Here is a 12,098-nt window from a genome sequence, read left to right as displayed (position 1 = left end):
AAGCCCACCCGTCGAGCCACGGATTGGCCGCGGGTGGGCTTCAGCCCACCACCACCCTGCCGTGTTTCATAACCCGCACCGCTAGCGAAATCGCGAACGGCGCCTCACACTGCCAACCCCACCTTGCGTGCCAGTTCGACAGTGCGGTTGGCGTAGCCCCACTCGTTGTCGTACCAGGCATAGATCTTCACTTGCGTCCCATTGACCACCATGGTCGACAGCGCATCGATGATCGACGAGCGCGGATCGGTGCGGTAATCAATGGAAACCAAAGGCCGTTCCTCGTACCCGAGAATCCCCTTTAACTCGCCATCGGCCGCGGCTTTGAGCAGCTGATTAACCTCGGCAGCATCGGTTGCTCGCTCCACCTCGAACACGCAATCGGTCAGCGACGCATTGGCCAGCGGCACGCGCACGGCATGGCCATTCAGCTTGCCGCGAAGTTCGGGAAATATCTCCGCGATCGCCGTCGCCGAGCCGGTGGTGGTGGGAATCAGGCTCATGCCGGATGCCCGCGCGCGGCGCAGGTCCTTGTGCGGCTGGTCGAGAATGCTCTGGGTGTTGGTCAGGTCGTGAATCGTGGTGATCGAGCCGTGGCGGATGCCGAGCTGCTCGTGGATGACTTTGACCACCGGCGCCAGGCAGTTGGTGGTGCAAGAAGCCGCAGTCACGATGCGATGCTTGGCCGGATCGAACAGACCGTCGTTGACGCCCATGACGACGTTCAATGCACCCGGCTCCTTCACCGGCGCGCTGACAACCACCCGCTTCACGCCTTGATCCAGATATTGCTGTAGCACCGCCACGGTCTTCATCTTGCCGCTGGCCTCAATGACCAGATCGCAAGGCGACCAGTCGGTTTCGGCAATCGTCTTGTTGGCGCTGACCTTGACCCGCTGACCGTCGATTACCAGGCAGTCGCCTTCGGCGCCCGCCTCGTGCTGCCAGCGGCCATGGATGGAATCGAAGTTCAGCAGGTGAGCATGGGTTGCGGCATCGCCCGCCGGATCATTGATTTGTACGAATTCCAGCTCTGGCCAATCCCACGCGGCACGCAATGCCAGACGTCCGATGCGGCCGAAGCCGTTAATGCCCACTTTGATACTCATGGAAGACTCGCTTTCGAGATGTGAATCAGGGGGTTCGTGGCGCAAACATGATGATCGCCATGCCCAACATGGCCACGGCGCAGCCAAGCAGGTCCCACCAAGTCGGGCGAACGCCGTCGACCAGCCACAGCCAGACCAGCGCGACACCGACATACACGCCGCCGTAAGCGGCGTACACACGCCCTGCGGCGGTGGGATGCAATGAAAGCAACCAGGCGAATAGCGCCAGGGAAAACGCCGCCGGCACCAATAACCAGATACTCCTGCCTTGTTTCAGCCAGAGGTACGGCAGGTAGCAGCCGACGATTTCTGCGACCGCGGTTATCACGAACAGGCCAAGCGTATTCAGCATGCAAGCCTCGTTATTCGCCGAAGCGCTCAATCCAGCCGATATGCGCCGGATGCTGGATTGCTTTGGGACGCAGCGCCTGGACGCTGGCGATGGCAGTTTCGCGCGGCACTTCCCGGTCTATGAGAATGCGCGCGGCGATCAGCCCGGTACGCCCAGAGCCACCCTTGCAGTGAATGGCAACGCTTTTTCCGGCACTCAGCAATTCACTGATGCGGGCAACGGACTCTCCCCAGGCGTCATCGAAATCCGCCAGCGGCACCTGCTCGTCGGCGACTGGCAGATGGAACCACTCAAGATCGCGTTCGGCACATAGCTGCGGCAGCTGCGTCGCTTCGTTACAGGCCAGCTCTTCAGCGGGCATCAAGGTGATCAGCGCCTCGGCACCAGCCGCTTGCAGCGTAGTAAGTGCCTCGCTGACGCTAGTGCCCTTGCTACCGGGGCACGGAGTGAGGATCAGCTGACCGGCGCAGCCGGGCACATTGAGGATGTCGTAGGGATGAGACACGCGGGCGATTCCTGGAGGTCAGATGGAGCGTTGATTGACGCGGCGGGACAGCGCTTCAGCCGACTCCTTGCGTTCCGAATAGCGATCGACCAGATAGTCGGCCCGACCGCGTACCAGTAGGGTGAACTTGATCAGCTCCTCCATCACATCCACCACGCGGTCGTAGTAGGCCGAGGGCTTCATCCGGCCGGCATCGTCAAACTCCAGAAAGGCTTTGGCCACTGAGGATTGATTGGGGATGGTGACCATGCGCATCCAGCGACCGAGTACGCGCATCTGGTTCAGCGCGTTGAACGATTGCGAACCGCCACTGACCTGCATGATCGCCAGCGTCTTGCCCTGGGTCGGCCGCACCGCCCCCATGGCTAGCGGCACCCAGTCGATCTGCGCCTTGAACACCGCGCTCATCGAGCCGTGACGTTCAGGCGAACACCACACCTGCCCTTCCGACCACTGCATCAACTCGCGCAGCTCCTGAACCTTCGGGTGGCTGTCCGGCGCATCGTCGGGGAGCGGCAACCCTGCCGGATTGAAGATGCGCGTCTCGGCGCCGAAACGCTCGAGCAGGCGTGCAGCTTCCTGTACCAGCAGACGACTGTAGGAGCGCTCCCGGTTGGAACCATAGAGCAGCAGGATACGTGGTCTGTGTTCCGGACCTGCTGGCGAAGCAAGCTTGTCCAGGTCAGGCATATCCAGTAGATCTGGGTCGATATTGGGCAGATCGTCGTTCATTAGGCATGGCCTGCAATGTTCAAAGTGTGCCAATGCGCGCCAGCTCAGTTCTCAGCGTAGCGGCATCCAGTTGTGCGAGCGGTAGCGCTAGAAACGCGGTGAAACGTAGCTTGAGCCTGGCCAGCGTGGCATCGAACGTCGCCTCGATTTCGTCGGGACTACCGACGCTCTCGGAAGGATCGACAAGCCCCCAGTGCGCCTTTGTGGCCGGGCCGAAATGCACCGGGCACGCTTCGCCAGCGGCCTTGTCGCAGACGGTAATGACGAAGTCGGGATTCAGCGCCTGATGCGCATCGCTGCTCTTGCTATACAAGCCATCAGCCGCAATGCCGGCCCGCGCCAGCGCCTCAAGCGTCAGTGGATTGATTTCGCCTCTTGGCTCGCTGCCGGCGCTGAACGCGCGCATGCCGACCGGCGCAAGGTGATTGAACAGCGCCTCGGCCAGAATGCTGCGGCAACTGTTCGCGGTGCAGAGAAAGAGAATCTTCATAGTCATCCTTGCTTCAGGCACATGAACTGGCGCGTTCGGGGCGGTTGCGCATGCTTTCGAGGCGCTGCACGTTGTCGCTCAACCAGTTCTTGTTCGCGGCCAGGATCGGCTGCAGCATGTCGGTCACCCAGTCAGGCAGGTGCGGATGGAGCCGGTAATAAACCCATTGGCCTTGACGGCGATCTTCCAGTATTCCGCAGCCGCGCAGCAGCGCCAGATGCCGCGAGATCTTCGGCTGGCTTTCATCCAGCGCGCAGGTCAACTCGCAAACGCACAACTCGCCTTCACGAGCAACGAGCAGTGCGATTCGCACCCGTGTCTCGTCTGCAAGGCATTTGAATACGGCGGTAGGTGTCAGGTGCTCAACCACGGGAATACCTTCTCAGCGCTTGTTCTTCACCAGAACGAACATCTTGATCCGCTCGTGTATCTCGTGGAGCGTATGCCGGTACGGCTCCGAATGCTCACTGACCGCGGGGTCTTCGAAATTCCAGGCGATATATTCGCCGGCGCCCGGCAATGCATGGCATTCCAGCGATGATTTGTCACACAACGTGATTACGTAATCGAACTGCTGCCGGTCCAGCTCCGCCAGCGACTTGCTGCGCAACCCTTCAGATGGCACGCCGAGCTGCTCCAGCGCTGCCAGTGCGCGGGCGTCAACCTGAGTGGGAGCAGTACCAGCACTGAAGGCTTCGAAATGCACCGAGTCGGTATGCCGCAGTAGCGCCTCGGCGAGTTGAGAACGTGCCGAATTGGCAACGCAAACGAACAAAACGCTCGCTTTGTAGGACATGAAGCCGCTCTCCAGTAGGTATGCATAAGCGAATATATTGTTTGCCGTATAAGCAAGTAAAGCACATATTGCCGACGCCTATGCCATGTCAAAATAGGATTATTCCAAGGTTTGCATAGAGCAATGGAGGAGGCGTATATTCTTTAATTCGTATATATCCATAAACGAATAAATCTACTTTCCCGAAGAGAGGCTGTTGATGACAGCATCCAACGTCGTCGATGTCATCGTCATCGGTGCAGGGCAATCCGCCCTGGCGACCGCCTACTTCCTGCGTCGTACTTCGTTGTCATATCTGCTGCTCGATGAGCAGTCCAGCCCTGGCGGCGCCTGGTTGCACACCTGGGCATCGCTGCGGCTATTCTCACCTGCTGCCTGGAGTTCGATTGCCGGCTGGCCAATGCCCGCTCAGTCCGAGCCAGGCACCCCTACGCGCAACGACGTTATCGATTATTTACGACGTTACGAAGACCGCTATCGATTTCCGATCCAGCGGCCAGTTCGCGTCGACACGGTCAGTCACCGCGACGATCTCTGGCAGGTGCAAGCCGGCCACCAGCAATGGCTCGCGCGGGCAGTAATCAGCGCGACCGGTACCTGGAGCAAACCAATTATCCCGCCTTATGAGGGCCGCGAGCGCTTTCAGGGAATTCAGCTTCATTCGGCTAACTACCATGATCCGACCCCCTTCTCGGGTAAGCGGGTCATGGTGGTGGGTGGCGGCAACTCTGGGGCACAGATTCTGGCCGAGGTTTCCAAAGTCAGCGAAACGCTATGGATCACAAAGGACACGCCAGCATTTCTGCCCGATGACGTAGACGGCCGCGTGCTGTTCGAACGCGCCACCGAGCGTTGGAGGGCGCAGCAAGAGGGTCGCAGCATCGACGAGCCGGCGGGCGGTTTCGGTGACATCGTGATGGTGCCGCCGGTACGTGAGGCCCGAGCGCGCGGAGTACTGGTGGCTGAACGGCCTTTCGTACGCTTCACCGAAAGCGGTATCGAATGGGACGACGGTCGTCATGTCGCGCTCGATGCGGTGATCTGGTGCACTGGGTTCAGTCCGGCGCTGGATCACCTTCGTGAGCTGGACGTCATCGAGGCTGATGGCAAGGTTCAGGTAGAGGGCACGCGCGTCGTGAAACAGCCCAAGCTTTGGCTGGTGGGCTACGGCGACTGGACTGGCGCGGCGTCCGCCACGCTGATCGGGGTCACCCGCACTGCGCGAAGTACCGTCGACGAGGTCGTCCAAACGCTTGCCTCGACGCCGACGCAGCGCCCGAAATAAGCAACATACGTAATCCCGATCATCTTGCGAGAAGGTTAGATACCGATGTCCAGTCAATGTGAAGTGGTCGGCAAGAAAGCCGCCGGCGCCCCACTCGGCTTTTTCGAGCGTTATCTGACGCTTTGGGTGTTCCTCTGCATCATTGCCGGCACCCTCCTCGGCCTGGGCATGCCCGCCGCTGCACAAGCGGTCGGTGCGCTGGAAATCGCCCACGTGAACATCCCTGTCGGTCTGCTGATCTGGGTGATGATCATCCCAATGCTAATGAAGATCGATTTCTCGGCACTACGGGAGGTCTATGCGCAACGGGCGAGCATGGGCATCACCCTGTTCGTCAACTGGGCGGTCAAGCCATTTACCATGGCCCTGCTTGGCTGGATATTCATCAAGCATGTTTTCGCCCCGTGGCTCCCGGCTTCCGAGCTCGATAGCTACATGGCCGGCCTGATCCTTCTCGGCGCCGCACCCTGCACGGCGATGGTCTTCGTCTGGAGTAATCTCTGTAACGGCAACGCCAACTTCACCCTGACCCAGGTGGCGCTCAACGACGTGGTGATGGTGTTCGCTTTTGCGCCAATCGTCGCGCTGCTGCTCGGCGTGTCCTCGATCCCGGTGCCCTGGGACACCCTGCTGCTCTCGGTGGTGATGTACATCGTAATTCCGCTGGCCATCGCCCAGTTCATTCGCGGCCGGCTGATGAAGCGCGGTGAACAGGCCTTCCAGGCGGCACTGGCGAAGGTCCAGCCGTTCTCCATCGTGGCGCTACTGGCAACCCTGGTGCTTCTGTTCTCCTTCCAGGGCGAAGCGATCGTTGCTCAGCCGTTGATCATCGCCATGCTAGCGGTACCGATCCTGCTGCAAACACTGTTCATCGCCGGGCTCGGCTATTGGCTCAACCGTCGCTTTCTGGTTCGCCATGATGTCGCCGGCCCTTCGGCGATGATCGGTGCCTCGAACTTCTTCGAACTGGCGGTTGCCGTTGCCATCGTGCTCTATGGTTTCAATTCCGGTGCAGCCCTTGCGACCGTTGTGGGCGTGTTAATCGAGGTGCCGGTCATGCTCTGGCTGGTGCGCAGCATCAACCACAGTCGTGACTGGTATAACCGCGCACTGCCTGCTGATTGAGAGAGGAACACTGACCCGCGCTTGATCCTGATCAGCAGGGCTGCGTACAGGCTGGCTACCATCAATGCAGTCTAATGAGGACCATCGACATGGACAGCCCCGCACAAGAGCAGCCCGCACCTGGCAGTGATTTGCCGGCTTCGTTGAGTGCGCATCTAAGGAGCTTCTGGCGGGGTCATGCTATCGAAGCCAAGGTGCTTCTCGGGATGTGTGCGGCGTTCCTGTTGATCTTTTTTCTGCCACTGGGGCAGCCGCGCTTCGAGAACGCGGTGCTCGAAGGCCTGCGCCTGACCCAGTGGTACGCTCGTGAGCATGTGATTCTTTGCCTGTTACCGGCATTTGTCATAGCCGGGGCGATGGCGGTCTACATCAGCCAGGGTGCGGTAATGAAGCACTTAGGCCCGGCCTCGCCGAAGCCGGTTGCTTTTGGTGTGGCGTCCGTCGCCGGTACGCTGTTGGCTGTATGTTCATGCACCGTGCTGCCGCTGTTCGGCGGCATCTACAAACGCGGCGCGGGCCTGGGCGCGGCGATCAATGTCATGGCCATCGTGGTCACCGCCAAGATACTGGGTGCTGAACTTGGCATTGCTCGTGCTGTGGGCGCCATTGTCTTCGCTCTCGTGATCGGCGCCATCATGCATTTGCTCTACCGCCATGAGGAGGCTGCGCGTGCAGCCAAGGGAGCACGTGGCTTCGCCGATGACGACGATGGGCACCCAATTGGTGACATCGTGGCGTTGTTCAGCTTGATGATAGGCATCTTGGTATTCGCCAACTGGGCGAGCGCCGATAGCGCGACCTGGATGGTGATTCACGCGTGGAAATGGCCAATCACCGCGCTCCTCGCGATATTGCTGGCAACACTACTGGTACGCCGTTGGAAGTGGTCGGTTAAGCCACTGCTAGCTATTGGCGCGCTGGTCGCGGTGAGCGCTCTGCTTGCGCCGCAATGGCCAGAACTGGCGATGGTTATTGGCATCGCCGGGCTTATGCTTCAAGCCAGTCGCGAGAATGCGGCAGGTCAGGAATGGGTTGGGCAGAGCTGGGACTTCACCAAGCAGATCATGCCGTTGCTGCTTGGCGGAGTACTGATCGCCGGCATGCTGCTCGGCCGCCCTGGCCATGAAGGGCTGATCCCCGGCGAATGGGTAGTCTGGGCTGTCGGCGATAACAGTTTCACCTCCACCCTCCTCGCCTCGGTATTGGGCGCGTTCATGTATTTTTCCACCCTGACCGAGGTGCCCATTGTCGAAGGCCTGCTGGGCGCGGGTATGGGTAAGGGCCCGGCGCTGGCGATCCTGTTGGCGGGTCCTGCATTGTCGCTACCGAACATGCTGGTGATTCGCACCGTGCTCGGCACCCAGAAAACGATCGTGTACTGCTCGCTGGTGGTGGTTATGGCCACGCTCAGCGGCTATCTCTATGGGCAACTGATGTGAGAAAGACGCTGAAACTGACTGTTTATGGATCCGGCTGCGCCAAGTGCCAACAACTCACCGCCAATGCCGAGGTAGCCGCGCGGAGACTCGGGCTGGATTTCGAGGTTGAGAAAGTCTCCGACGTCAACGCCATCATCGATGCGGGCATCATGCGCACCCCGGCGCTCGCAGTGGACGACGACATAGTCGTGGAGGGTAAGGTGCCCAGCAGCGATGAGCTTCAGCAGCTGCTCGGCTGAGCGATCGTCTCGACGTTGTGCGGCAAATGCGGCACGGCCCTCGCCGAACGGAACCGTCCTGTGCAGTTCACGGCCTCATAAGTGAACCGTCAGGAGTGTGAGAAGTGTCCGATTCGACAACGTACCTCGCCATTGCGGCAGCAGTGGTGCTCATAGCACTGAATTTGCTAGCGGTAATCAGCGTCTTCAAAAGTGAGCGAACCGTAGGCGCAAAGGCGCTCTGGGCGATTGGCATCGCCGTCTTCCCGGTGCTGGGCCTACTGTTCTGGCTGCTGGTGGGGCTACGCCGAGCGCATTGATCAGGGCTTCAGGCCCAACAGATACAGCGCCCTACCGAGCACCCGCACCGAGTCAGCGTGCTTGCCCTCCTGATGCAGCTGCTCACCCTCGGCACGCAACTCGCGCACCTGTTGCAGCGTCGTTGCATCTTTCGGCGGATTGGTCTTTAGCTGCTCGTCGATCTTGGCCATGTCCATCGGGCAATGCATCGCCAGGGCCGGCGCACTGAGCAGCACGGCAAAGGCAAGGGCTGAGAAGCGTCGCATGGCTATTCTCCTGCGTGAGAGGGCTCATGCAGTATAGATAGCGTTTTTGGAATCGCGCACTGTCGGAAAAAGCCTCGCGACGAACTACTCTTTTCCCGCACAAAAGAAAAAGCCCCAAGCAACGGATTGCTTGGGGCTTTTCAATATGGAGGCCGATGTCGGAATCGAACCGGCGTACACGGATTTGCAATCCGCTGCATAACCACTCTGCCAACCGGCCTCAAAACGAAGGCGCCGCATGATTACTGCGGCGCGATCTTACAAACTGGAGCGGGAAACGAGACTCGAACTCGCGACCCCGACCTTGGCAAGGTCGTGCTCTACCAACTGAGCTATTCCCGCATTGTCTTGGTGACGGGCGCCATTCTATACGATCGAATGCTGCCGTCAACCCTTTGATTAAAAAAGTTTTTATTTCTTTTCGGTAGGGCTCAGATGCGGCCAGGCGGCCATCAGGTAATTGATCATCGACCACAGTGTCAGGCCCGCCGCCACGATCAGCAACGCATAGCCCAAGCCGACCCAGATCGTTGGTTGCGGCGGGTTCGCCAGCAGGACCACAAGCGCAACCATCTGCGCGGCGGTCTTCCACTTGCCCAGACTCGACACCGCCACCTGCGCTCGCGCGCCCAGCTCTGCCATCCACTCGCGCAGCGCCGAAACGACAATTTCACGACCAATGATGATGGCTGCCGGCAATGTCAGCCACAGGTTCGAGTGCTCTTCTACCAGCAGCACCAGCGCGACCGCTACCATCAGCTTGTCCGCTACCGGATCGAGGAATGCACCGAATGGCGTGCTCTGCTCCAGACGGCGCGCCAGGTACCCATCAAGCCAGTCGGTCAGCGCCGCCACGGTGAATACCGAGCTCGCGGCCAGATAGCTCCAGTGAAACGGGAGATAGAAAAGCAAAATGAAGATGGGTATCAGCAGCACGCGTAGAACGGTGAGCAGGTTCGGAATATTCATCGGTACCACTGATCGGCAGAATTCGGGGGACAGTTTACTCACTGTGTAGAGCGGCATAAATCGACTCGGCAAGCTTTTTACTGATGCCCGGAGCTTTCGCGATCTCGTCGAGGCTTGCTCTACACAGTTCCTGAAGACCGCCAAAATGCGTTAGCAGTTCGCGCCGGCGCTTCGGGCCGATACCTGGAACCGCCTCCAGAGTCGATGTGCGGCGGGTTTTTCCGCGCCTTGCGCGGTGGCCAGTAATGGCGAAACGGTGCGCCTCGTCGCGCACCTGCTGGATCAGGTGCAGTGCCGGTGAATCTGCCGGGAGCGTGAATTCGTGCGCTGCATCATTGAGGTAGAGCGTTTCAAGTCCCGGCTTGCGCGTCACGCCTTTGGCTACGCCGAGCAGGATCAGTTCCGGCACGGCCAGCTCCTCGAGCACCTCGCGCGCCATGTTGAGCTGGCCTTTGCCACCATCGACCAACAGAATATCCGGTAGTTTGCCCTCCCCCTCCGCTGCCTTGCGAAAACGTCGGGACAGTGCCTGGTGCATGGCCGCGTAGTCATCACCTGCGGTGACGCCTTCAATGTTGTAGCGGCGGTAGTCGGACTTCAGCGGACCCTCTGGCCCGAAGACCACGCAGGATGCCACCGTCGCCTCACCGCTGGAATGGCTGATATCGAAACACTCCAGGCGCTGCGGTGATTCGTCCAGTTCCAGCGCCTCGGCCAATGCCTCGAAGCGAGCCGATAGATGCTGACGATTGGCCAGGCGAGCGCCCATCGCCTGTTCGGCGTTGGTCAAAGCCAACTGCTGCCAGCGCGCACGCGTGCCACGCACGCGGTGAGTAATCGTCAGATCGAAGCCACGCAACTCGGCGATGGCGTTGATAAGCGTGGGGAAATCCTCATGCACAGCGTTGACGATCAGCTCGCCTGGCAGATCGCGCTCGATAGCGGCCAGATAGTACTGCTCAAGGAACGCCTGCAGCACTTCGCTGACACTTTCTTCGATCGCTACCTGCGGGAAGAAATTCTTGCTCCCCAGCACCCGGCCGCCACGCACGGTGATCAGGTGAACGCAGGCACCGCCCGGGCTGACCACCGCGGCGACGATATCCACGTCGCCAGTGCCGCCTTCCATGCTCTGTTGGTCCTGCACGCGGCGCAGGATGCCGATCTGATCGCGGATCTCGGCGGCGCGCTCGAAGTCCAGATTCATCGCAGCCTTTTCCATATTTCGTGAGAGTTCTTCAGACAACGCATTGCTGCGGCCTTCAAGGAACATCACTGAATGGCGTACGTCTTCGGCGTACTCGTCCGCGTCCACCAGCTTCACGCAAGGCGCCTTGCAGCGCTTGATCTGGTACTGCAGGCAAGGCCGTGTGCGGTTTCGGTAGTAGCTGTCTTCGCACTGGCGCACGAAGAACGCCTTCTGCAGCAGACTCAGGCTCTCGCGAATCGCTCCGGCGCTCGGATAGGGGCCAAAGTAGCGGCCAGGCTCTTTCTTTGCGCCGCGATGAATGCTCAGTCGCGGAAACTCGCCGGCCGAGAGGAACACATAGGGATAGGACTTATCGTCACGCAGCAGGATGTTGTAAGGCGGCCGCCATTGCTTGATCAGGGTCTGCTCGAGCAGCAGCGCCTCGGTCTCGTTGGCGGTGATGGTGGTTTCGACCTGGGCGATCTTGGCCACCAGTGCGGCGGTCTTCGGCGCCTGCCCGGTCTTGCGGAAATAACTTGCCAGGCGTTTTTTGAGGTTCTTGGCCTTGCCGACATAAAGCAACTTGGCCTGCGCATCGAACATGCGATAAACGCCCGGGCGGCCGCTGCAGGCCGCCAGGAACGCCGACGAGTCGAAGGTTTCTGCCATCAGTTGACGGTGTCGACCATCCCGTGGCGAACCGCCAGCAGGGCAAGCTCGACATCACTGGTAATCGACAGCTTTTCGAAGATGCGATAGCGGTAGGTGTTGACCGTCTTCGGCGAGAGACAGAGCTTGTCAGAGATGCTCTGTACTTTCTGGCAGTTGGCGATCATCAGCGCAATTTGGATTTCCCGCTCCGAGAGCAGATCGAACGGTGATTCGCTGAGCTGCGGCTGGAACGATTTCAGCGCCAGCTGCTGGGCAATCTGGGGGCTGATGTAACGCTGGCCGCCAAACACCATGCGAATGGCCTGAACCATTTCTTCCAGCGCCGCACCCTTGGTCAGGTAGCCCGCAGCGCCGGCTTGCAGGAGACGGGTCGGAAAAGGATCTTCTTCGCAGATGGTCACTGCAATGACCTTCAGATCGGGATAGCTGCGCAGCAGTTTTCGGGTCGCCTCGAGGCCACCGATGCCGGGCATCTTGACGTCCATCAGGACGACATCGGGCTTGAGCTCCCGGGCCTTGCGAATGGCATCTTCACCGGAGTCCGCCTGACCAATCACCTGCAGTCCGGAGATGTCCCCCAACATGCGACTGATGCCTGTGCGAACCAGATCGTGGTCATCGACCACCAGCACCCTAATCAAGCAGACACCT

16 protein-coding genes and 2 tRNA genes are annotated in these 12,098 nt (G+C 60.0%); 5 read left to right on the top strand and 13 right to left on the bottom strand.

Annotated features, from left to right (window positions below):
• Positions 1-104 precede the first annotated feature (104 nt).
• From CXK91_RS02325 to CXK91_RS02295, 7 genes are read right to left on the bottom strand one after another with little or no spacing between them, the layout of a single operon-like run.
• Positions 105-1,109 (bottom strand): ArsJ-associated glyceraldehyde-3-phosphate dehydrogenase, encoded by a 1,005-nt coding sequence (locus tag CXK91_RS02325; RefSeq protein WP_103454774.1) that lies wholly within the window; start codon positions 1,107-1,109, stop codon positions 105-107.
• Between the two features lie 25 nt (positions 1,110-1,134).
• Positions 1,135-1,461 carry a YnfA family protein gene (locus CXK91_RS02320; protein ID WP_103454773.1) on the bottom strand — a complete coding sequence of 109 codons (327 nt, stop codon included), beginning with the start codon at positions 1,459-1,461 and terminating at the stop codon, positions 1,135-1,137.
• Between the two features lie 10 nt (positions 1,462-1,471).
• Positions 1,472-1,966, bottom strand: coding sequence for a cyclin-dependent kinase inhibitor 3 family protein (locus CXK91_RS02315; protein WP_103454772.1), 495 nt, complete (start codon positions 1,964-1,966; stop codon positions 1,472-1,474).
• Positions 1,967-1,984: 18 nt separating this feature from the next.
• Positions 1,985-2,698, bottom strand: coding sequence for an arsenical resistance protein ArsH (arsH, locus tag CXK91_RS02310; protein WP_103454771.1), 714 nt, complete (start codon positions 2,696-2,698; stop codon positions 1,985-1,987).
• Positions 2,699-2,717: 19 nt separating this feature from the next.
• Complete coding sequence (locus tag CXK91_RS02305; protein ID WP_103454770.1) at positions 2,718-3,188, bottom strand: arsenate reductase ArsC; 471 nt, start codon at positions 3,186-3,188, stop codon at positions 2,718-2,720.
• Between the two features lie 13 nt (positions 3,189-3,201).
• Positions 3,202-3,558, bottom strand: a complete 357-nt coding sequence (locus CXK91_RS02300; protein ID WP_103454769.1) for a metalloregulator ArsR/SmtB family transcription factor — start codon at positions 3,556-3,558, stop codon at positions 3,202-3,204.
• Positions 3,559-3,570: 12 nt separating this feature from the next.
• Positions 3,571-3,984: an arsenate reductase ArsC gene (locus CXK91_RS02295; protein WP_103454768.1), complete on the bottom strand. Its 414-nt coding sequence runs from the start codon at positions 3,982-3,984 to the stop codon at positions 3,571-3,573.
• Positions 3,985-4,183: 199 nt separating this feature from the next.
• Between CXK91_RS02295 and CXK91_RS02290 the strand changes: the two genes are divergently transcribed.
• From CXK91_RS02290 to CXK91_RS02270, 5 genes are all read left to right on the top strand, one after another.
• Entirely contained in the window at positions 4,184-5,269 is a 1,086-nt protein-coding gene (locus CXK91_RS02290) for an ArsO family NAD(P)H-dependent flavin-containing monooxygenase (RefSeq protein WP_103454767.1), read from the top strand.
• 45 nt (positions 5,270-5,314) lie between these two features.
• A complete protein-coding gene (gene arsB, locus CXK91_RS02285) occupies positions 5,315-6,394 on the top strand; it encodes an ACR3 family arsenite efflux transporter (RefSeq protein WP_103454766.1) in 1,080 nt (359 codons plus the stop codon).
• Positions 6,395-6,483: 89 nt separating this feature from the next.
• On the top strand, positions 6,484-7,833 hold the full coding sequence (locus CXK91_RS02280) for a permease (RefSeq protein WP_103454765.1): 1,350 nt from the start codon (positions 6,484-6,486) through the stop codon (positions 7,831-7,833).
• A gap of 8 nt (positions 7,834-7,841) precedes the next feature.
• Complete coding sequence (locus CXK91_RS02275) at positions 7,842-8,072, top strand: thioredoxin family protein (RefSeq protein WP_103454999.1); 231 nt, start codon at positions 7,842-7,844, stop codon at positions 8,070-8,072.
• A 104-nt stretch (positions 8,073-8,176) separates the two neighbouring features.
• Entirely contained in the window at positions 8,177-8,371 is a 195-nt protein-coding gene (locus CXK91_RS02270; RefSeq protein WP_103454764.1) for a PLD nuclease N-terminal domain-containing protein, read from the top strand.
• On the opposite strand, the gene CXK91_RS02265 is transcribed toward CXK91_RS02270, so the two are convergent.
• From CXK91_RS02265 to gacA, 6 genes are all read right to left on the bottom strand, one after another.
• Positions 8,372-8,617, bottom strand: coding sequence for a hypothetical protein (locus CXK91_RS02265; RefSeq protein WP_103454763.1), 246 nt, complete (start codon positions 8,615-8,617; stop codon positions 8,372-8,374). It lies immediately after the preceding gene.
• 146 nt (positions 8,618-8,763) lie between these two features.
• Positions 8,764-8,837: transfer RNA gene (locus tag CXK91_RS02260), tRNA-Cys, on the bottom strand.
• A gap of 46 nt (positions 8,838-8,883) precedes the next feature.
• A tRNA-Gly gene (locus CXK91_RS02255) sits at positions 8,884-8,959 on the bottom strand.
• A 69-nt stretch (positions 8,960-9,028) separates the two neighbouring features.
• On the bottom strand, positions 9,029-9,586 hold the full coding sequence (gene pgsA, locus CXK91_RS02250; protein ID WP_103454762.1) for a CDP-diacylglycerol--glycerol-3-phosphate 3-phosphatidyltransferase: 558 nt from the start codon (positions 9,584-9,586) through the stop codon (positions 9,029-9,031).
• A gap of 34 nt (positions 9,587-9,620) precedes the next feature.
• Positions 9,621-11,444 carry an excinuclease ABC subunit UvrC gene (gene uvrC, locus CXK91_RS02245; RefSeq protein WP_103454761.1) on the bottom strand — a complete coding sequence of 608 codons (1,824 nt, stop codon included), beginning with the start codon at positions 11,442-11,444 and terminating at the stop codon, positions 9,621-9,623.
• On the bottom strand, positions 11,444-12,088 hold the full coding sequence (gene gacA, locus CXK91_RS02240) for a response regulator transcription factor GacA (protein WP_103454760.1): 645 nt from the start codon (positions 12,086-12,088) through the stop codon (positions 11,444-11,446). Before gacA ends, uvrC begins: the two co-directional genes overlap by 1 nt.
• Positions 12,089-12,098: the final 10 nt, after the last annotated feature.

It is taken from the genome of Stutzerimonas stutzeri (assembly GCF_002909485.1).
Classification (GTDB): Bacteria; Pseudomonadota; Gammaproteobacteria; order Pseudomonadales; family Pseudomonadaceae; genus Stutzerimonas; species Stutzerimonas stutzeri_AH.
The sequence above is the reverse complement of the archived record's forward strand: the minus strand, read 5'-3'. Positions and strand labels throughout refer to the sequence as shown.

What these genes read in the sequence shown, in the direction of transcription:
- arsB (WP_103454766.1), top strand. Translation starts at nt 5,315, where the DNA reads ATGTCCAGTCAATGTGAAGTGGTCGGCAAGAAAGCCGCCGGCGCCCCA.
- CXK91_RS02290 (WP_103454767.1), top strand. Translation starts at nt 4,184, where the DNA reads ATGACAGCATCCAACGTCGTCGATGTCATCGTCATCGGTGCAGGGCAA.
- CXK91_RS02325 (WP_103454774.1), bottom strand. Translation starts at nt 1,109, where the DNA reads ATGAGTATCAAAGTGGGCATTAACGGCTTCGGCCGCATCGGACGTCTG.
- CXK91_RS02295 (WP_103454768.1), bottom strand. Translation starts at nt 3,984, where the DNA reads ATGTCCTACAAAGCGAGCGTTTTGTTCGTTTGCGTTGCCAATTCGGCA.
- CXK91_RS02265 (WP_103454763.1), bottom strand. Translation starts at nt 8,617, where the DNA reads ATGCGACGCTTCTCAGCCCTTGCCTTTGCCGTGCTGCTCAGTGCGCCG.
- CXK91_RS02320 (WP_103454773.1), bottom strand. Translation starts at nt 1,461, where the DNA reads ATGCTGAATACGCTTGGCCTGTTCGTGATAACCGCGGTCGCAGAAATC.
- arsH (WP_103454771.1), bottom strand. Translation starts at nt 2,698, where the DNA reads ATGAACGACGATCTGCCCAATATCGACCCAGATCTACTGGATATGCCT.
- pgsA (WP_103454762.1), bottom strand. Translation starts at nt 9,586, where the DNA reads ATGAATATTCCGAACCTGCTCACCGTTCTACGCGTGCTGCTGATACCC.
- uvrC (WP_103454761.1), bottom strand. Translation starts at nt 11,444, where the DNA reads ATGGCAGAAACCTTCGACTCGTCGGCGTTCCTGGCGGCCTGCAGCGGC.
- CXK91_RS02280 (WP_103454765.1), top strand. Translation starts at nt 6,484, where the DNA reads ATGGACAGCCCCGCACAAGAGCAGCCCGCACCTGGCAGTGATTTGCCG.
- CXK91_RS02305 (WP_103454770.1), bottom strand. Translation starts at nt 3,188, where the DNA reads ATGAAGATTCTCTTTCTCTGCACCGCGAACAGTTGCCGCAGCATTCTG.